Here is an 18,539-nt window from a genome sequence, read left to right on the forward strand (position 1 = left end):
GCAATCTAAAAGAAAGGGTAAGCAGAAAGGGGCAGGGCCCGGAAGGCCAGCACCAGGATGAAGACCCCGCCAGCACATTCTGAACAGTTCCGCATCCAGGGAAAATCTCCCATGAAAAGCCCGAGAAGGATACCACCAAGGGCCATGACCATGCCCACCAGAACAGCCAGGAAGGCCAGCCCCACCATGGCATGGGGCAGCAGGGAAAAGCCAAGCCCGACGGAAAAAGCATCCAGGCTCAGGATCAGGGCCAGGGGAACAAGGGAAACCTGACAGTAACGGGTCGTACAGCGTGTGCGACGCAGGCCGCAGCGTATCCTGTTTCCCCCGATAAGCAGAAGCAGGACAAACACCAGCCAGGGATACCAGCCGGACAGCCAGAGTCCCGCAACCTGCCCCAAAGCCCAGCCTGAAAACAGCATCCCGCCCTGAGACATTCCCAGAATTCCGGAAAACCGGAATGCCCGCCCCCATACGAGGCCTTCCATGCGCAGTCCCTGTCCCAGGGACAGTACGAAGGTATCCGTTGCAAGAATCATGGAAATGAAAAGCATCTGGATGGGACACATGGGGAACCTCCCCTCTGTTGACGGATCCGGCCCTCTGATGAGCCAGTTCTGTACCTTCCTTTCGGCTTTCAGGAGAAAAAGCTTGAAAAAACAGCGGGCTTTACCATGCCGTTTGCAAAGGTACATCCTGTGCCTGTCTCATTGCAATAAACATACCTGATTCATAACAAGGCACACCCGCGCACCCACAGGAGGCGGAGATACAGAAAGGGGCAGGCGGGCCGTGAGGGCAAAGCCTGCGTCAAGATCCAGCTCCACACGGAAAAAGGTGCCAAAAAAGCGACGCTCCCCCACCCTGGCCGAAAAAGAAGGGGCAGTTTTTTCCCCTTCCCTGTCCCCCCGGCCCGAAACGAACCGCTCCGAAAGCCCCCCCCTTTTTTCCGGATTTTCAGAATCCATCCCCAGAACGATCCCTTCAGGCCGGACAAGCAGACCGGCTCCCTCAGGCAGATCCGGAAAAAAGGCTTTCAATCCTTGAGGGATCTCTTCCGGGGCAAAGACATTGGGTTCTCCCAGAAAGCGGGCCACGGCAAGACTTCCCGGATGAGCGGAAAGCCCTTCGGGCGTATCCACACGTACGAGACGACCCGCCAGCAGTACAGCGATGCGGTCTCCCAGAAAAAAGGCCTCTTCCTGATCATGGGTGACAAAAATTGCCGCAAGCTTCCTTTTTTTGAGAATACGCCGCAGATCCCGGGCCAGACGTTCCCGAAGATTGCGATCCAGGGCCCCCAGAGGCTCGTCGAGCAGCAGCAGCTCCGGTGAAGGGGCGAGACTCCGCGCCAGGGCCACCCGCTGACGCTCCCCGCCGGAAAGCCCGTGCACCCGCCGCCTTTCCATGCCTGAAAGTTCCACCAGATCCAGCATTTCCTGAACCCGGAGTTCCCGTTCTTTCCGGTTCATCCCCGCCATACGCAGGCCAAAGGCCACATTGGCCCCCACACTGAGATGGGGAAAGAGGGCCGCATCCTGAAACACAAACCCCACCCCCCTTTTATGGGCAGGCGCAGCACCCAGATCCCGCCCCGAAAGCCGCACCCGCCCCGCATCCGGAGCCTCAAGCCCTGCGAGAATGCGAAGAAGGGTGGTTTTTCCGCCTCCGGACGGCCCCAGAAGGGTAAGAATCTCCCCTTCCTCCAGCCCAAAGGACACCCCATCCAGGGTTTTCAGGCCCCCATGTCTTTTTTCAAGGTTTTCCACTTCAAGGAAAAAACTCATCTTTCATCCTGTACACTGCCCGTCCGCACAAGACCCATGAGGCGGGAAAGCAGCCAGAAAGAGCCTGCGGTCATGAGCATAAGCCAGACGCCCATGGCCATGGCCTTGGCGTAATTCAGAGGGCCGGGATGGGACAGATAACGGTAAATACTCACCGGCAGGGTGGCCAGCTCCGGCCTTACGGCAAAAAGACTGGCTCCGAATTCCCCAAGACTCACCGTAAAGGCAAAAAGGGCCGCAGCCCCCACTGCGGGCAACAGAAGGGGCAACTCCACCCGCCACCATGTGGTCCAGGGCGACGCCCCCAGGGTGGTGGCCGCTTCCCTGAAGCGGGCAGGCAGACTCCGAAAAGCGGGCAGAAGCACCCGCATCACAAAGGGAAACCCCACAAGACTGTGGGCCAGGATGATCAGCAGGGGGGTTCCCCGCAGATCCACCGGCCAGTGCAGGGCCAGAATAAACCCCAGCCCCAGAGGCACAGCGGAAGTGGCCAGGGGCAGCATGAAAAGGGATTCCACCCAGGAGCGGAAAGGGGAGGACGGGCCTGAAAGAAAAAGGGTCGCACACAGCCCCATGCCTATGGCCAGAACCAGGGCCGCAGAAGCAAAGAGAAGGGAATGTCCCATGGCCGCCGCAGGGGATACCAGAAAAAGTCCGTCTCCTGCTTCCCGGAAAAGCTGGGTATAGGCCCCGAAGGACCAAAGCTCCCCCACCCGCAGGGAGGCCGTCACCATGGCGAGAAGAGGCAGGGCCATGACAAGCCCCGAAATCAGGGCGAGTCCCGCACCCAAGCGGCGGTTTGCCCTTTCAGGCCGTTCTCCGGGGCTTTCCGAAAAGCTCATACTTGTCCGGAACCGCCTTTCCAGACGGCCCTGCACGGCAATAACGGCAAAATTCAGACAAAGCTGCACGCAGGCGAGAAGGGCCGCCACAGGAAGCTGAAAAAGGTGGAGGGCCCTGCGGTAGATTTCCGTTTCCAGGGTGGTCATGGCAGGCCCGCCCAGCATGAGAATCACCCCAAAACTTGAAAAACAGAAAAGAAAAACCAGAAGGGATGCGGAAAAAAGGGCCGGAGCCAGAAGGGGCAGGGCCACATGAAAAAAACAGCTCACCCCGCCCGCACCCAGCATACGCGCCGCCTCCCACACGGATTCAGGAATCCTTGCCCAGAATCCCCCCACAATGCGAAAAACGACGGCATAGTTGAAAAAGCCATGGGCCAGAATCACCAGCACCAGAGAATCTTCAAAAAAAAAGGCTTTTCCCCATACAAAACGGGAAAAATCCGCCAGAAGTCCCGAGGGGCCGAGAAGGGAGAGAAAGGCTGCAGCCACCACCACCGCAGGCAGTACAAAGGGCAGGCTGACGATGAGCGCAAAAAAATTTCTTCCCGGAAAGGAACAGCGAGCCCAGGCCCAGGCACCGGGCAGGGCCACAAGCAGGGTGAAGAGGGTGGAAAGCAGGGCCTGCCAGAAGGTAAAGCCCAGAATCCGGAAAAGATCTCCGCTGCCCAGAAAACGCAGAAGCCTTGGATCTCCGGAGCCAAGGCCCGAAAATCCAAGACTTCCCATGCGTATCAGGGGATAGAAATAGACATAGCCAAGAAAAAGTGCCGGGATGAGAAACAGAAGACCCTTCAGAAAAAAGGCCCTCCTCACCGGAGCACCACCCGTGTCCACTCATCCATGAGGCTTTCCCGAAGGAAGTCGATGCGTTCCGCCGAAGGCCCGCTCCCCCCTTCCAGTTTCCGGGCATAGCGGGTGAAGACCTCCGGAAGGGCGGCCCTTTCATTGGCAGGAAACATGAACATGGCAAGGGGAATACTCTCCTGCACGGGCAGATCCAGCATCCAGTCCATCCAGAGGGCGGCCAGATCCGGTACCGGCGTTCCCTTGAGAATACCGGCAAATTCCACCTGCCGGAATCCCGTTCCCGGAGCCGTCAGGGCAGCTGTGGGGCTTTCCTCAGGCTTTTTCTCGGCATAATACACCTCCGCAGCAGGGCTTGTGGCATAACTCACCACAAGGGGTCTGTCCCCCTTGGAAGCCGCCGTGAAATGCCCCCAGTAGGCTTCCTTCCAGGAAGAAACCACCTTGACCCCGTTGGCCCGCAAGCCCTTCCAGAACTCCAGATAACCCTCTTCCCCGAAGGCTGCCACCGTGGCCAGAGCAAACCCCAGCCCCGGCGAGGAGGTTGCCGGATGCTGCACCACAAGAAGGTTTGCGTATTCGGGCTTTAAGAGGTCTTTAAGACTTCCCGGCGGGGCAAGCTTTTTTGCGGCAAACCAGGCCTTGTCATAGTTAAGGCAGACATCCCCATGGGCCACGGGCAGAAGCCTTGAGGAAGGATCCAGCTTAAGATGGGCGGGAACGGCTTCCAGAAGGGGAGAGGCATAGGGCAGAAAAATATCCGCCTCCAAAGCCCGGCCCATGAAGGTGTTGTCCACCCCGTAAAAGACATCGGCCATGGGCTTGCCCCGGCTTAAAATCGCCTGGTTCAGGGCCGCACCCGTGCCTCCGGCTTTGAGAAAACGCACCGTCACGCCGTGGGTTTCCTCAAAGCGTCTCACGAGGGCGGCATCCAGGGTGAAACTGTCGTGGGTCATGACCCGCAGAACCCGCCCCTCCGAAGCCTGAAGGGGAAGGCCAAGCAGACAGAAAAGCACAAGAAGCCAGCCTGTTGTTCTGTTCCGTCCCATCATGGATCTCCCCCGCCTCACAGGCCCTTTGCCTTTTCCATGGCCCGTCGGAATCCGGGCATGGAGCCTGTGATGGTGGCATCGGAAACACAGAAGCTGAGACGGAAGTGACCGGGGCCGCCAAAGCCGGAACCGGGAACGGCCAGCACCTTTTCCTCCTGAAGCAGACGCACAAAGGCCACGTCATCGGCAATGGGGCTTCTGGGGAAAAGGTAGAAGGCACCTGCGGGCAGGGTGAAGTCATAGCCCGCCTCCCGGAGTCCGTCGCAGAGCAGGCTGCGCTTGCGGGCATACTCTCCGATATCCACGGTAACCCCCTGAAGCTCCCCCACCACCCGCTGCATGAGGGCAGGGGCATTCACAAAGCCAAGGATACGGTTGGCAAGGGCCATACCCGCCATAAGGCGTTCACGGGCATCCGCAGCCGGGCAGATGGCCACGTAACCGATACGCTCACCGGCAAGGGAAAGATCCTTGGAATAGGAGGTGGTCACCAGAGTATTGCGGTAACAGGGGAAAACACCGGGGATGTCGATGCCATCATAGATAATCTTCCGGTAAGGTTCGTCGGAAATAAGGTAGAGGGTACGCCCCAGAGCCGTGCTTTTCTGCTCCAGAAGATGTCCCAGTGCCTCCAGATTTTCTCTCGAATACACCTGGCCTGTGGGGTTATTGGGCGTGTTGATGAGAACGGCCCGTGTCTTGTCCGTGATCGCAGCGCCAATGGCCTCGATATCCAGACTGAAATCGGGCTTTGTTTTCACCACCCGGATGCTGCCACCATGGTTGTCCGCATAGAAATTGTACTCCACAAAATACGGCGCAGGGGCAATCACCTCATCCCCCGGCTCCAGGATGCTTTTCAGGATCACATTGAGTCCGCCCGCAGCCCCACAGGTCATGAGGATCTCATCCCCTGTCACGGTCATGCCCTGCTCCAGGCTCACCTGGGCTGCGACCTTCGCCCGAACGGCAGGATAACCGGGATTGGGCATATAGCCATGGATCATTTCCGGATTGTCTGCGGCCACAGCCTCCAGGGTTGTCTGAAAGGCCGCAGGCGGCGGCACATTGGGGTTGCCCAGACTGAAGTCAAAGACATTTTCCGCACCATAAAGCCCCTTCAGCCGGGCACCTTCCTCAAACATCTTGCGGATCCAGGAGGATTTTTCAATGAAGCCTTCCATTTTCTTGGTGATGCTCATCTCTCTTCCTTTCATGGTCAAAGAATCATGGTCAATGCATCGTGCTTAGGGGGGTAAGGCATCTCTATTTTTTTTATATCACTCAGGCCCGGCGGATCGTTCTTCCAGAAAACGGCTGCGGAAGGCCGCAAACCGGTCTTCCAGAATGGCAGCCCGCATGTTCCCCATAAGATCCAGATAATAATGGATGTTGTGCAGGGTATTCAGACGGTAGGCCAGAAGCTCCTTTGCCTTGAAAAGATGGCGCAGATAGGCCCTGGAGTAATGGGTGCAGGTATAGCAGGTGCAGCCTTCATCCAGGGGTTTTTCGTCCATCCGATAACGGCTGTTGGCGATGTTGATGTCTCCGAAACGGGTAAAAAGCTTGCCGTTTCTCGCATTGCGGCTGGGCATGACGCAATCGAACATGTCCGCGCCCATAGAAACCAGTTCCACAAGATTTTCCGGCGTTCCCACCCCCATCACATAGCGGGGTTTGTTTTCCGGAAGAAGAGGCAGGGTGAAAGCCCCCATCTCATACATCAGTTCCGTGGGTTCCCCCACACTGAGCCCGCCGACGGCATATCCGGGAAAATCGAAATCCAGCAGGGCCTCTGCCGAGCGTTTCCTCAGATCCGCATACATACCTCCCTGCACAATGCCGAAAAGACTGTTGCGGCACTGCGTCTCCCGAACCCAGGCTTCCTTACAGCGCAAAGCCCAGAGGGTGGTACGCTCCAGAGCCTCCTCCGCCAGCCTGCGCTCCGCAGGATAGGGAATGCACTGATCCAGACACATGAGAATGTCCGAGCCAATGACATCCTGCATGGTCACCACGGATTCCGGGGTGAAAAGGTGGGCGGAGCCGTCGATGTGGGACTGGAAACGATACCCTTCATCGCTGATTTTGGAAAGACCGGCCAGGGAAAAAACCTGAAACCCCCCGGAATCCGTGAGAAGGGGCCTGTCCCAGTGCATAAAGGAATGCAGCCCCCCAAAGTGGGAAAGAACCTCCGCCCCCGGCCTTAAATACAGATGATAGGTATTGCCCAGAATGATCTGGGCCCCGCAGGCCGAAAGATCTTCCGGACTTAAGGCCTTCACCGTTCCCAGGGTGCCCACGGGCATGAAGACGGGAGTCTCAATCCTGCCGTGACGGGTATGGATACAGGCCGCACGGGCGGCGGTTTCAGAGGATCGGGCCTGAAGATCAAAGGTCAGCATGGTATATCCCGAAGGGTTGGGGCATGACATCATGAAATCTGTCCTTACGGATTGGAGCGAAGGACACCTTCATGACATCGGCATGTTCTAAACAAGAAAAACGATAAATATTTCCCGTAAACGACAACAAAAACTCAGGACAAGACTTTATCCGATCAGCATGGCATCGCCGTAACTGAAAAAACGGTAGCCTTGGGAAATCGCCTCACCATAGGCCGCCATAATGTTCTCATAGCCCCCAAAAGCGGAAACCAGCATCATGAGTGTGGTTTCCGGCAGATGAAAATTGGTGAGCATGGCATCCACCACCCTGAACTCAAAGCCCGGATAGATAAAAAGATCGCAGGAACCCGACCCGGCCACAAGCCCCCTGCCCCCACGGGCCGCATATTCCAGGGTACGCACGCAGGTGGTGCCCACGGCCAGCACACGCCGTCCCTCGGCCTTGGCAAGGCGGATGGCCGCAGCTGTTTCTTCGGGAATCCCATAGCGCTCGCTGTGCATCCTGTGGCCACGAATATCCTCCACCCGTACCGGCGCAAAGGTACCGTAGCCCACATGCAGGGTCAGCCGCCGGATCTCCACCCCCTTTGCCTCCAGGGCAGCCAGAAGACTTTCCGTGAAATGCAGACCCGCCGTAGGAGCCGCCACCGCACCCGCATGGCGCGCATAGACGGTCTGGTAATGCTCCGCATCCTCCATGACCTCCCCATCCCTGTGAATATAGGGGGGGAGGGGCAGGGTTCCCTGATCCAGAAGGGCATCGGGCATGGGCGCATCGCAATGAAAGGAAAGCAGGGCCGAACCGTCGGACTCAAGGCCTTCCACCCGAACCCGGATGCGGTCTCCGATAAACAGCATACTGCCAGGGGCAGGACGTTTGGAGGCCCGAACGAGACAGGAACAGCGGAAAACCCCTTCTTTTTCCAGGGTTTCACATCCGCCCACATAGTCGAGGAGCAGCACCTCCACCCGGCCGCCCGTTTCCTTCACACCCTGAAATCTTGCAGGTATCACACGGGTGTCATTGAGAACCAGCACATCCCCAGCCCGCAGAAAATCCTTCACATCCTGAAACACCCCATGACGCAGGGAGCCTGAAAAACGATCCAGCATCAGAAGACGGGAAGTATCCCGCTCCGGTACAGGATGGCTGGCAATCAGTTCCTGGGGCAGGGTATAGGCATAATCGGAAAGCTGAAACATCAGGCCCTCCGGCCCAGATAGACGAGAGCCAGCCCGAGAAACATCAGTACGGCACCGAAACGGCGCAGTCTGGCATCGGGCAACCGCAGCATCTGAAGCAGCACGGCCTTCATTTTTTCAGGAAAGGCAAAATAGGGAATGCCTTCCACAATCATCACCATACCGATCACACAGAGAAAAAAACCCATGAAAAACTCCTTAACGAATAACCCCTCCCCCAAACCCATGACGGACGGGTATCCAGAAACCGCCACGGTATGCAGCCGTCCTTTTCCAATTTTTTCCCGGCCTTGTAAAGGATAAAAGGAAGGTAAAGACTTCCGGAACCTTGCAAGAAGATTGACACAATGGCGCCATCATACTAATTTTTCTTCCCTGGCTGGAGATGAAAAGCTCACCCCTAACAAGGACAGGTTCATGGATTTCGAAACGGTCATCGGTCTTGAGGTGCATGTACAGCTCAAAACCGCAAGCAAGATATTCTGCAGTTGTTCCACGGCTTTTGGTGCCGATCCCAACACCCACACCTGCCCCGTCTGCCTGGCCCTGCCCGGCAGTCTGCCCGTGCTCAACAAAAAGGCCGTCACCCTGGCCATGAAGGCCGTTATGGCCACCAACTGTACCCTGAACCGGGAAAGCCGCTTTGACCGGAAAAACTATTTTTATCCGGATCTCCCCAAGGCCTACCAGATTTCCCAGTTCGCCATGCCCATCGGAGAACACGGCTGGCTGGACATTGAAGTGGAGGGCAGCCCGGAAAAAAAACGCATCGGCATCACCCGCATCCACATGGAAGAAGATGCCGGAAAATCCAGCCACGATCCGTACAGGCCCGCAAGCCTTGTGGATCTGAACCGGGCCGGAACCCCCCTTGTGGAGATCGTCAGTGAGCCGGAGCTTTCCTCTCCCGCAGAAGCCGTGGCTTATCTGCGTCAGCTCCATGCCATTGTCCGCTATCTGGATGTCTGTGACGGTAACATGGAAGAAGGCAGTTTCCGCTGTGACGCCAACGTCTCCCTGAGACCCAAGGGAGAAACGAAGCTCGGCACCCGGACAGAGCTGAAAAACCTCAACTCCTTCCGCTTCATTGAAAAGGCCATTGCCTATGAAATCAAACGTCAGGAAAGCCTCCTGCGCAGCGGCGCCAAAATTATTCAGGAAACCAGACTCTGGGACAGCGTGAAAAACCAGACCTTCACCATGCGCAGCAAGGAAGAGGCCCACGACTACCGCTATTTCCCCGATCCCGACCTTGTCCCTCTGGTGCTGGATGACGCCTGGGTACAGTCGGTGCAGGACTCCCTTCCTGAGCTGCCCGAAGCCCGCAGGGCACGTTTTGTGGAAAGCCTTGCGCTCAAACCCGAAGATGCCGCCACCCTCACCGCCAGCAGGGAGCTGGCCGATTATTTTGAAACCTGCCTGAAAACGGGCGGCAGTGTGCGTCGCTGCACAAGCTGGGTGGCGGTACACCTTCTGGGACTTCTCAACGCCAAAGGCTGTGGCATTGAGGCAAGCCCCGTCTCCGCCCAGGCCCTGGGGGAGCTCGTCGCCCTGCTCGAAAAGGGAGACATCAACGACAAGATCGCCAGGGAAGTTTTTGAGGCCATGGCCGAGAGCGGAAAATCGGCCCGTGAACTGATTGCGGAAAAGGGGCTTTCCCAGGTCTCCGACAGCTCGGAGCTGGAGGGGGCTGTGCGGAAAGTCCTGAATGAAAATCCCGAAGAAGTGGCGGCCTACAAGGGGGGTAAAACCAAGCTCATGGCTTTTTTCATGGGCAAGGTGATGAAGGCCACAAGGGGCCAGGCCAATCCCAAAGTGGTGACAGAGCTTCTGGAACAGATGCTGGCCTCATAAGAGAAGCGGATTACGACCCTGACTCAGCCATGCAGTCGCAGATTTTCCCCATACAGCATTGAATCCACCGTTCCCACGCTCCAGCGTGGGAACGGTAGCTGAAGTAAGGCAAAGGATCTGTGAGAAGACACCGTGACTGAACCAGAACAATCCTCCAAAGAACAAAACCCCGGAAAGAGAGCCTCTCTTTCCGGGGTTTTCTTATTCATGCATCACTTATAAAGAAAAAACCTGATTTAGAACTTCAGAGAAATCTGGGCACCCATTTCATAGGGATCGTCCTTGCCCGTTGCATCACCGGCAAAGAGATAAGCCATAACCACATCCAGATTCAGGTTGTCCATCAGCTTGTAGGACGCCATGAGATCCAGTTCCGTACCCAGATCATCTTTTGCACCTTTGGGCACGTCATTCAGCTTGGCATACCAGAGATCGCCGGTTACCGTCAGCTTGGGCATGGGAGACATGGAGGCACCCACATTGAAAGCCATGATATTGGAAATGTAGTCACCAAAGGTACCGCCATTGCTGTAAGCACTCTGGTCATCGAACATACCGGCACCCATGATCTCGGCCCAGTAGTAGGAAGCCCCTTTGGGAGCCGTGAAGGATTTGCTGGCATCCTTGTCACCACCGGCATAGAACATCTGACCATGAACGGAGAAAGGATCCACCTTCACATCACCACCAACGGCAAAAAGGAAGTTGGAAACATCCACATCCTTATCCGTTGCAGTTCTTTTTTCATAAGTACCATACTGATAAATGGCCGTGAACCAGGCATTGCCCATGCCCAGCTCCATATCGCCATCCACACCCAGATAGAACATATCCATCTGCTTGGTTGTCGCAGGCAGATTCAAACCATACTGGTCGGAATATCTTTTGCTATCTGCTGAATTGGCATAGAAAAGGTAAGGATTCAGATTGAAGGTATCGGAAAGCTTCACTTTGGGTGCAACAACAAAATAGTCTGTATCTTTCTCATTGTTGCTTTTCTTACCAGATTCCGTGGGCTTGATCCACATCAGGGGAACGGAGAACTGACCGCCATCGTAGGTGGCCACAAGACCGGAAAAATCATCGGAGAACAGGAAGCCGCGACCAATCTCGCCGCCCTGGGTACCGACCTTGAAATTCCATTTTTCATAATTGATATCCGCATGAAGACGCTTGATCTCTACCACTTTTCCATCTGCGCCGATATCGCCGTATTCTTTATCACCCCAGACCGCATCCATCTCAAAGCCAGTAACAAGTTTCACATTTTCGGAAAGCGTTGCCGTGTAGAACAGGCGGGTACGGGTGTCTACGATGGAGGTTTCATCTGCTCCATCAGCAAAGTCAGCCTGTGTAAACATACGGGTTCTCCAGGTGCCGCTCAATTTATGCTCAAGAGCGGATGCCGGAAGCGCAAGACCCATCAGGGCCACTGCTGCAACGGCGGAAACAAACAGCTTTTTCATGTGTTTTCTCCTTTTACAATGAAGTTGTGGTGTACACAGCTGTGCCCTCCAGAGGCCTGACCCTTCTCCTTCCGGAGGAAAAAACTTAGGCTGAATAGTTAGCAGGGGGGGTTTTCGATGTCAAGAAAGAAACCTGCGGAATGCGAGCAGACCCTTTCACGACCTTCACCCCTCCAGACGCCTATCCTTGCAGGCGTCTCCCTGAAAGATCTTTGCAGAACAAAAAAAATCGCCTATAAAAATTTCTGACGGTTCCGCTCTCCGTCGATGTGCCATCAGAATCCCTTCCCAAAACAGCATAAGGAGCCTTTTCATGCAACGGCCCGTTCTCTTATTTTTCGGTCTTTTCCTTCTCCTGGTCGTGTCCTCCCCCTTATACGCCAGGGAAGGGGTTCACATCACGCCCCCCGTTCTGCATACTCCGGAAGACCTGCATTTTTTACGGGAAGGTATCCATACCCTCCTGCAAAGCCAGATGGAAAACAACGGCAGGCTCGCCGCCTCTCCCGAGGACGCCGCCTTTGAGCTTCGCAGTACCCTCACGGCCTTTGGAGGAAGCATGGTGACCGATCTCGTCCTGATCCGGCTTCCGGACAACGATGTCGCCCTCAGCCAGCGCCACAGCACAAAGGACGCCGGGGAAGTGCTTCCGTCAATCACCACCTTTGGCAGCTCCGTTCTCACCTTCTTAAAGAAACCAGACGGGGACTTCGAAAAAAACTCCAGCCCGGCCCCCCCCCGATCCATGCGGGTCACCCGGATCAGCCCCCCCCGAAAGGGCGCTCTCGTCAGCATGGACAGCGGGGATCTCACCGGCAGCGGGGGACTGGAAATTGTTCTGGGGGATCGCAGGGAAATCCGTGTTCAGGACATGGCACTGGAAAAGGATCTTGCCCTCTTCTCCCTGCCCCATGAAGAACAGCTTCTCCGTCTCGACGTCCTGGACACCAATGCCGACGGCAGAGCGGAAATCTGGATAACGGCAACCAACACCCGCACCCAGCGGATGTGTTCGCGGGTACTAATACTGGACAATACGGAACTCCGTGTGGTCGCAGGCCCGGAAAACCGCTTTTTCGCCAAGGGACGTACACGGGAGGGCCTTCCGGTTCTGCTCACCCGCATGCGGGGGTTCCGGGAAACCTTCTTTTCCGGAGACACAGCAGAAGCCCGTATCACAGAAAAAGGGATCGTTTTTCAGGCATCCGACCCTCCCCAGGAGACTCTTTTTGAGAGGCTCCCTGTCCGGACGCGCACCTCCGACATGCAGGAGACTCTGTTCCTGAAAGAAAACGGCACCCTCTCCCTTGTATCTCCGACAGAAGGGGTTCTCTGGGAAAGCCGGGAAGCCTATGCAGGCCTTCCCACCTTCCTGGAATATGTTCCGGATCAGAACCGGGTCGAAAATCCGGCCATCCGCTACTATTTTCCAGGCCGTATCCGGATACTGCCCCGTAAAGGAGGGACGGAAAGTCTCCTCATCGCCCGCAATATTGAAAGCTCAGGCGGACTTTTCCAGAGAATACGCATGTTCAGAACAGCCAGTCTCCACCTCCTTGGCTGGAACGACTTTGGCCTGGAATCCCTTGCCGCATCCATGGAACTGGACGGCTATATTGCCGACTTCATTGTTCTTCCAGAGCAGGGAGAACCCTCTTTAAAAATCCTCATAGGCCTTGTCAAAGGGGGAGGCAACCTTTCCCTTAGTCCGGAAACCCGCTTCGTAACCTGTACCCTTTCCCCCTAGCCTTCCTCTGGGAAGAAGGGAAATCCCCCCTTCCCTTCTTCCTGAACCCCGCCTTTTTTCTTGACTTAGCCCTTGGTCTTGGTTAAATCATGAAACACCGTTCGCTTTTCACAATTTATATTTTGGCAGAAAACCCAATGAATGGAGCACAACGCGGGTCTGGAAAACAACTTTCTGTGCCAGTAATCAACCCTCGTATCGGGACGCGGACAAAAATTTCTTGAGACGCAGATCCCGGTTATCCTGGCAGTATAGAATCAGGTAAAACACTTACGAATGCTCATAAACCACCACCAAGGAGGCCTACGTGAAAAAGCAGATTTTATGTTTGGTTACGGCTTTAGCTTTGGGCGCAGGATCGGCGTACGCCGGCTGTGTCGATACCTTTGGCGTTGGCGCCAAAGCGTCCGCCATGGGCGGCGCCTACAGTGCCTATGCCGATGATCCCTTTGCCGTGTATTACAACCCGGCAGGCCTGACCCAGATCGACCGCACCACCCTCGCTGGTGGGGTACATATGGTGGATCCCTCCATTAAACTGAAGGGCGTTTATGTAGAAGGTATTACCCAGCCCCCGGAGTACATTCCCACCACCAAGGAAAAAGCCGTCAATTTTTCTGATACCTCAGAAAACCTGTATGCCCCGGCCCTGGGTTTTGCCATGCCCCTTTCGGAAAGACTGGTTCTGGGCTTTGCCGCCTATGCGCCCTTCGGCCTTGAGGTGGAATTCCCCAATGATCCCAAGGTCAACCCCTCGGCCTACAGTTCCTTCCACTCCTACTATTTCCGGGAAGTCATCTCCCCCACCATCGCCTACAAGATCAGCGACCAGCTTTCCTTCGGCTTTGGCGTTTCCATCGGTAAAACCAAATCCGGAGCAGAAAAATACTATTATCTGGGTAAAGCCCAGAATATCAGTACCGGGGGTCTGGGTGCCCTGCACAATGCCCATCTGAAAATTGAACTTGAAGATGAACTCAACTATTCCTACAACATCGGTGCCATGTACAAACCCACCGACACCCTGAGCATTGGCCTCACCTACCGCAGTGAGACGGATGTGGATTTTGAGGGCGACGCCTATCTCAATGGTATCAAAGTCGCCAAAGCCACCCTGGACTACAACCACCCCCAGCAGGTTCAGGCCGGTGTACGCTATGCGCCCCACAGCCGCTTTTCCATCGAGATGGATGTGGTATGGACCAACTGGGCCATCAACGAAAATCAGATTGAACCCCTCACCGCCATCCCAACAGCTCCCATTCAGCTGCCTGTCAATGTGGTCAAGTCCGAACGCCGCTGGGAAAACACCCGTCAGCTCCGCTTCGGGGGAGAATATGCGGTCACCGATATCGTGACCCTGCGGGCCGGCTACTTCTATGATCCCACCCCCATCCCCGATGACACCCTGGACACCATGTGGCCGGATGCGGACAAAAAGACCTATTCCATCGGTGCAGGCCTGAACTTCACGAAAGTTGTCGTGGATCTGGTATTCCAATATACGGACATTGAACAGACCCGCATGATCGGTGGCGAATCCGTCAACCTGAACAAGGCCTTTGAAGGTGCCGGCTCGGCCGCTCTGGGCCTGACATCAGATCCCACACGGGTTCACGCCAAGGCTGAAGGCAATATTCTGGGTGCCGGTATCACCGTAAGTTACAAGTTCTAAAAATTTCATACAGAAATTTCAACACTCCCTCAGCATAAAGAAAGCGGCCTTAAAGGCCGCTTTCTTTCTTTTTTCGGAGTACATCGCTGTTTCAGCAAGGATTCCCATCCAGCGTGGAAACACCGTCCGGACACTCTTGCGCCTGCTCTCACCGCTCTGTGAAATGGTACAGAATCAAGGACAAAACCTGGGAACTACAAGGCTGGGGCAGGGGAGGAATCGGATGATTTTTTAAAAACTTCGCCCTCTGTACAAAAAACACAACGCAATGCAGAACGTCTCCTTCTTTCATGGACAAGAGAAAAACGAAAAAAGATTTCCATCGCCCTGTCAGAAAAACCCCAACAAAAACCACAGATTGACAAGCCTTTTCATCTGATATATCAATATTCAAGTTTGTTTTACACGCAGAATGTGATTTTTTGACTTTTTTGCTTTTGACATACCCCATACCCCACAAGAGCAGGAATTTTTTTTACCTTTTTATCGCCAGAGAGCGCGCTTTACAGGAAACCCCATGAACGATTTTCTCCAGAATCTCCGGAATCAAAATGCGGCCAAAGAACGCCGCTTCAACAAACCCTCCAAGGGTAATTACGAAGGCAATACCCCGAATTCCGAAAGAAGGAGCGGTCAGGATCGCCGTACCCAGCGCCCCCCTCACACCTCGTCTCCCATCCGCGACGAAAGTCTCCTGGTACTGCAAGCCTCTCTGGAAGCTCTCGTGGAAACCCAGCGGGATCGTGTCTTCCTGGAAGACCGCAGAGCAGAGGCGGAAGAACGGAAAGCGGACGCCCTGGAACGGCTCGCAGACGGACTGGAGCGGCTTCTGGACAATCTCGCAACAGCCCCCACCGCTCCTCACGCCACAGAATCCGCTGAAATTTCAGAACCGAAGCCCAGGGAAGCTGAAGCACCTGAACTTCTTGATACATCCGAAGAGGATATCCGAAAAAGCAGCCGTAAATATATCCTGAAACTCATTGAAAAACTGAGAAAAGAAAACATGACCTATGAGGAGGTTGCGGCCTACCTTACGGACAACAACTTCCCTACCTTTTCCGGCCGGGGCCGCTGGCATGCCCAGACCATCCACAGACTCTGTCAGTAAAAAGCACTCTGATGACCATCCTTCTTCAGCTATGGATCCATAACTGAAAAAAGGCCGTTTTTTCATAGGAAAAGAATTCCTTTTTGAAAAAACGGCCTTTCTACACGCTCAATTCGCCCTCTTACCCGTCCCCTCTCTGCAACAGCCAGGCCTCCCACTCCATGGGCAGCATCTGTTTTTTTTTCGTATTGCAGGACTTGCAGGCCGTCACCACATTGCCCTTTGTCGTCTGGCCACCACGGGCCAAAGGAATAATGTGATCCATGGTCAGATCTGCGGGCTGGACAGGACTTGCGCAGTAATGACACAGCCCCTTGGCACACTGGCGCTTCCACCACTGGGTCTGACGCAGCTCACGCGCCTTCTGCCTCTCCTTTTTGACCCGGACATCATCCTCAAACCACAGATATTCCACACCCTGCCTCCCGACCTTTTCAATACCCAAAACGCTCCATGGCTTTGGCATCCCGGGTCCAGTTCTTCTGTACGCGCACAAAAAGCTTCAAAAAAACCTTCTCCCCCAAAAGGACTTCGATATCCTTGCGGGCATCCGTACCGATCTGTTTCAGACGCTCACCGCCCTTACCAATAAGAATCCCCTTCTGGGAATCCCTGTCCACATGGATGGCGGCATGGATCTGCGTTTTTTCACCGGCAGTGGCCTCCACAAAGGACTCAATGGTAACGGCAACGGAGTAGGGGATTTCCTCCCCTGTTCTACGCAACACCTTTTCCCGGATCAGTTCCGCCACAATAAAACGCACGGGCATATCGGTGAGGCTGTCTTCGGGAAAAAGCGCCGGGCCTTCAGGAAGGTATTTTTCCATGGATGCCAGAAGAATATCGAGCTGCTCCCCCGAAAGCGCAGACACGGGGACAATCTCCCGGAAAGCAAAGCGGTTCTGCCAGCGCTGTATCCATTGCAGCAATTCGGGCTTTGCCACAAGATCAATCTTGTTCAGGGCCAGAATCACGGGTTTCCGGAAACTCTGGAGCTGATCCAGAATCATACCGTTTTCCTCCCCTGCCGCCCGGCTGACATCCATCACCCAGAGCACCACATCCGCATCGGGTATGGCGGAAAGGGCCGCCTCCACAATGCGGCGGTTAAGGATTTTTGCAGCCTTATGCACTCCCGGCGTGTCCACAAAGGCCATCTGACTGTGCGGTCGGTGCACAAGCCCCAGAATCCGGTTCCGGGTAGTCTGGGGTTTTTTGGATGTAATAGCGATTTTCTCCCCGATAAGCTGATTGAGGAGGGTGGATTTTCCCGCATTGGGCGCACCGATAATGGCCACAAAACCGGATCGAAAGGGAATGTTCTCTGCTTCCATGACTATTTCTATCCTTCACATGTTAGGGCGGTTCCATCATGCAAAACAATGGACTTACCGTTTTCCAGGAACAACCGGAGGCGCCTCTGGAGAAGCGGGCTGTTCCGAAGGAGGAGAGGAATCAGCCACCCCCGTCATGGCAGAAACCCACGACCAGATTTCCTGTCGGCCCTGGCGGGTTTTGGCGGAAAAAAGGATCAGCCTGTCCGCATCCAGCCCCGTCTGGGCCATCAGCTCTTTCTGACGGCCAAGGGCCGCAGACCGGCTGAACTTGTCCGTTTTCGTCAACACGAGGCGTACGGGAAGCCCCCGGTTCTCCAGCCATTGCAGAAGACGCCCCTCTTCCTCCCGTACATCCCTGCGGATATCAAGAAGCAGAAACAGACCGCAGAGATTGGGTCTGTTTTCAATATAGGTTTCAATCATGGGTCCCCACTCCTTCTGCACGGCCTGGGGAACCTTCGCATACCCGAAACCCGGCAGATCCACAAAGCGCAGGGTTCCGTTCACCACAAAAAAATTCACAAGCTGGGTTTTTCCCGGCTGCTGACTGGTTTTCACCAGATTTTTACGCTGCACAAGGCAGTTAATCATGGACGATTTTCCGACATTGGAGCGGCCCACAAAGGCCACTTCCGGAAGATCGGCCGGAGGATACTGGGCCGGTTTCACCGCACTGGTGATAAATTCCGCAGAGCAGATACGCATGGTTTCCCCTTCTTTTTCAACAACGTCCGTCCGAAACCCGGCTTCCTGCACAGGGGTACGGTATCCAGCTTCTTAAGCGCCATAAACTTTTTCAGGATCAAAAACCGGCTGCCCCAGAACCTCCAGGCTGCCATCTTGCAGAAGACGCCGGTGAAAACAGGACACATGCCCCGTATGGCAGGCCGCCCCACCCTTCTGAATCACACGAAGCAACAGGGTATCCCCATCGCAATCGAGACGCAGCTCCCGCACTTCCTGCTCATGTCCGGAAGATTCCCCTTTGACCCAGAGACGGTTTCTGGAACGGCTGAAATAGGTTGCCTTTCCCGTTTCCAGGGTCTGTCGCAGGGCCTCTTCATTCATATACGCCAGCATGAGCACCTCCCCCGTATCCGCATCCTGGGCAATTACGGGAAGAAGCCCACCGCATTTATCAAAATCAATCATGATTCTTCACTCCTCCAAAACACATCCCTACGGTTAAAATCCACCGGAATCCCTCTGGATTTCAACGCTTCACATGATATTTCATACAGAATCCCGGG

At 55.2% G+C, this 18,539-nt stretch carries 17 protein-coding genes; 4 read left to right on the top strand and 13 right to left on the bottom strand.

Translation table 11 applies throughout. The annotated features are described in order from the left end of the window. Positions 1–5: 5 nt before the first annotated feature. The 8 genes from BR04_RS11415 to BR04_RS11450 all read right to left on the bottom strand — a co-directional run bounded on the left by BR04_RS11415 (position 6) and on the right by BR04_RS11450 (position 8,287). Positions 6–569: a manganese efflux pump MntP gene (locus BR04_RS11415; protein WP_496356144.1), complete on the bottom strand. Its 564-nt coding sequence runs from the start codon at positions 567–569 to the stop codon at positions 6–8. 138 nt (positions 570–707) lie between these two features. Beyond that, positions 708–1,787: an ABC transporter ATP-binding protein gene (locus BR04_RS11420; protein ID WP_496356145.1), complete on the bottom strand. Its 1,080-nt coding sequence runs from the start codon at positions 1,785–1,787 to the stop codon at positions 708–710. Further along, positions 1,784–3,445 carry an ABC transporter permease gene (locus tag BR04_RS11425; RefSeq protein ID WP_496356146.1) on the bottom strand — a complete coding sequence of 554 codons (1,662 nt, stop codon included), beginning with the start codon at positions 3,443–3,445 and terminating at the stop codon, positions 1,784–1,786. Before BR04_RS11425 ends, BR04_RS11420 begins: the two co-directional genes overlap by 4 nt. Continuing rightward, on the bottom strand, positions 3,442–4,488 hold the full coding sequence (locus BR04_RS11430; RefSeq protein WP_496356147.1) for a thiamine ABC transporter substrate-binding protein: 1,047 nt from the start codon (positions 4,486–4,488) through the stop codon (positions 3,442–3,444). The genes BR04_RS11425 and BR04_RS11430 overlap by 4 nt, the downstream gene beginning before the upstream one ends. Positions 4,489–4,502: 14 nt before the next feature. Next, the gene (locus BR04_RS11435) at positions 4,503–5,690 is read right to left on the bottom strand and encodes a pyridoxal phosphate-dependent aminotransferase (RefSeq protein ID WP_496356148.1); all 1,188 of its coding nucleotides are present in this window, start codon (positions 5,688–5,690) and stop codon (positions 4,503–4,505) included. Positions 5,691–5,768: 78 nt separating this feature from the next. After that, positions 5,769–6,893 carry a tRNA guanosine(34) transglycosylase Tgt gene (tgt, locus tag BR04_RS11440; RefSeq protein WP_496356186.1) on the bottom strand — a complete coding sequence of 375 codons (1,125 nt, stop codon included), beginning with the start codon at positions 6,891–6,893 and terminating at the stop codon, positions 5,769–5,771. A 147-nt stretch (positions 6,894–7,040) separates the two neighbouring features. Beyond that, the gene (gene queA / locus BR04_RS11445; protein ID WP_496356149.1) at positions 7,041–8,099 is read right to left on the bottom strand and encodes a tRNA preQ1(34) S-adenosylmethionine ribosyltransferase-isomerase QueA; all 1,059 of its coding nucleotides are present in this window, start codon (positions 8,097–8,099) and stop codon (positions 7,041–7,043) included. Then, entirely contained in the window at positions 8,099–8,287 is a 189-nt protein-coding gene (locus BR04_RS11450) for a DUF2065 domain-containing protein (protein WP_496356150.1), read from the bottom strand. Before BR04_RS11450 ends, queA begins: the two co-directional genes overlap by 1 nt. A gap of 229 nt (positions 8,288–8,516) precedes the next feature. Here BR04_RS11450 and gatB point away from each other — a divergent pair, with 229 nt between their 5' ends. Further along, positions 8,517–9,953: an Asp-tRNA(Asn)/Glu-tRNA(Gln) amidotransferase subunit GatB gene (gene gatB, locus BR04_RS11455; protein ID WP_496356151.1), complete on the top strand. Its 1,437-nt coding sequence runs from the start codon at positions 8,517–8,519 to the stop codon at positions 9,951–9,953. 236 nt (positions 9,954–10,189) lie between these two features. Here the strand turns inward: gatB and BR04_RS11460 are convergent, their stop codons facing one another. Next, positions 10,190–11,419: an alginate export family protein gene (locus BR04_RS11460; RefSeq protein WP_496356152.1), complete on the bottom strand. Its 1,230-nt coding sequence runs from the start codon at positions 11,417–11,419 to the stop codon at positions 10,190–10,192. Positions 11,420–11,732: 313 nt separating this feature from the next. Here BR04_RS11460 and BR04_RS11465 point away from each other — a divergent pair, with 313 nt between their 5' ends. The 3 genes from BR04_RS11465 to BR04_RS11475 all read left to right on the top strand — a co-directional run bounded on the left by BR04_RS11465 (position 11,733) and on the right by BR04_RS11475 (position 15,952). Beyond that, positions 11,733–13,166 carry a hypothetical protein gene (locus tag BR04_RS11465; protein ID WP_496356153.1) on the top strand — a complete coding sequence of 478 codons (1,434 nt, stop codon included), beginning with the start codon at positions 11,733–11,735 and terminating at the stop codon, positions 13,164–13,166. A gap of 307 nt (positions 13,167–13,473) precedes the next feature. Further along, positions 13,474–14,841 carry an OmpP1/FadL family transporter gene (locus BR04_RS11470; RefSeq protein WP_496356154.1) on the top strand — a complete coding sequence of 456 codons (1,368 nt, stop codon included), beginning with the start codon at positions 13,474–13,476 and terminating at the stop codon, positions 14,839–14,841. A 517-nt stretch (positions 14,842–15,358) separates the two neighbouring features. Continuing rightward, on the top strand, positions 15,359–15,952 hold the full coding sequence (locus BR04_RS11475; RefSeq protein WP_496356155.1) for a hypothetical protein: 594 nt from the start codon (positions 15,359–15,361) through the stop codon (positions 15,950–15,952). Positions 15,953–16,073: 121 nt separating this feature from the next. Here BR04_RS11475 and BR04_RS11480 read toward each other — a convergent pair whose 3' ends face one another. From BR04_RS11480 to hisI, 4 genes are all read right to left on the bottom strand, one after another. Further along, positions 16,074–16,367, bottom strand: a complete 294-nt coding sequence (locus tag BR04_RS11480; RefSeq protein ID WP_496356156.1) for an HNH endonuclease — start codon at positions 16,365–16,367, stop codon at positions 16,074–16,076. A 19-nt stretch (positions 16,368–16,386) separates the two neighbouring features. Next, complete coding sequence (gene era / locus BR04_RS11485; RefSeq protein WP_496356157.1) at positions 16,387–17,286, bottom strand: GTPase Era; 900 nt, start codon at positions 17,284–17,286, stop codon at positions 16,387–16,389. A 54-nt stretch (positions 17,287–17,340) separates the two neighbouring features. Then, on the bottom strand, positions 17,341–17,994 hold the full coding sequence (gene yihA, locus BR04_RS11490) for a ribosome biogenesis GTP-binding protein YihA/YsxC (RefSeq protein WP_496356158.1): 654 nt from the start codon (positions 17,992–17,994) through the stop codon (positions 17,341–17,343). Between the two features lie 72 nt (positions 17,995–18,066). Beyond that, positions 18,067–18,441 (bottom strand): phosphoribosyl-AMP cyclohydrolase, encoded by a 375-nt coding sequence (gene hisI / locus BR04_RS11495; RefSeq protein ID WP_496356159.1) that lies wholly within the window; start codon positions 18,439–18,441, stop codon positions 18,067–18,069. Positions 18,442–18,539: the final 98 nt, after the last annotated feature.

Source organism: Desulfobotulus sapovorans DSM 2055 (assembly GCF_059569355.1).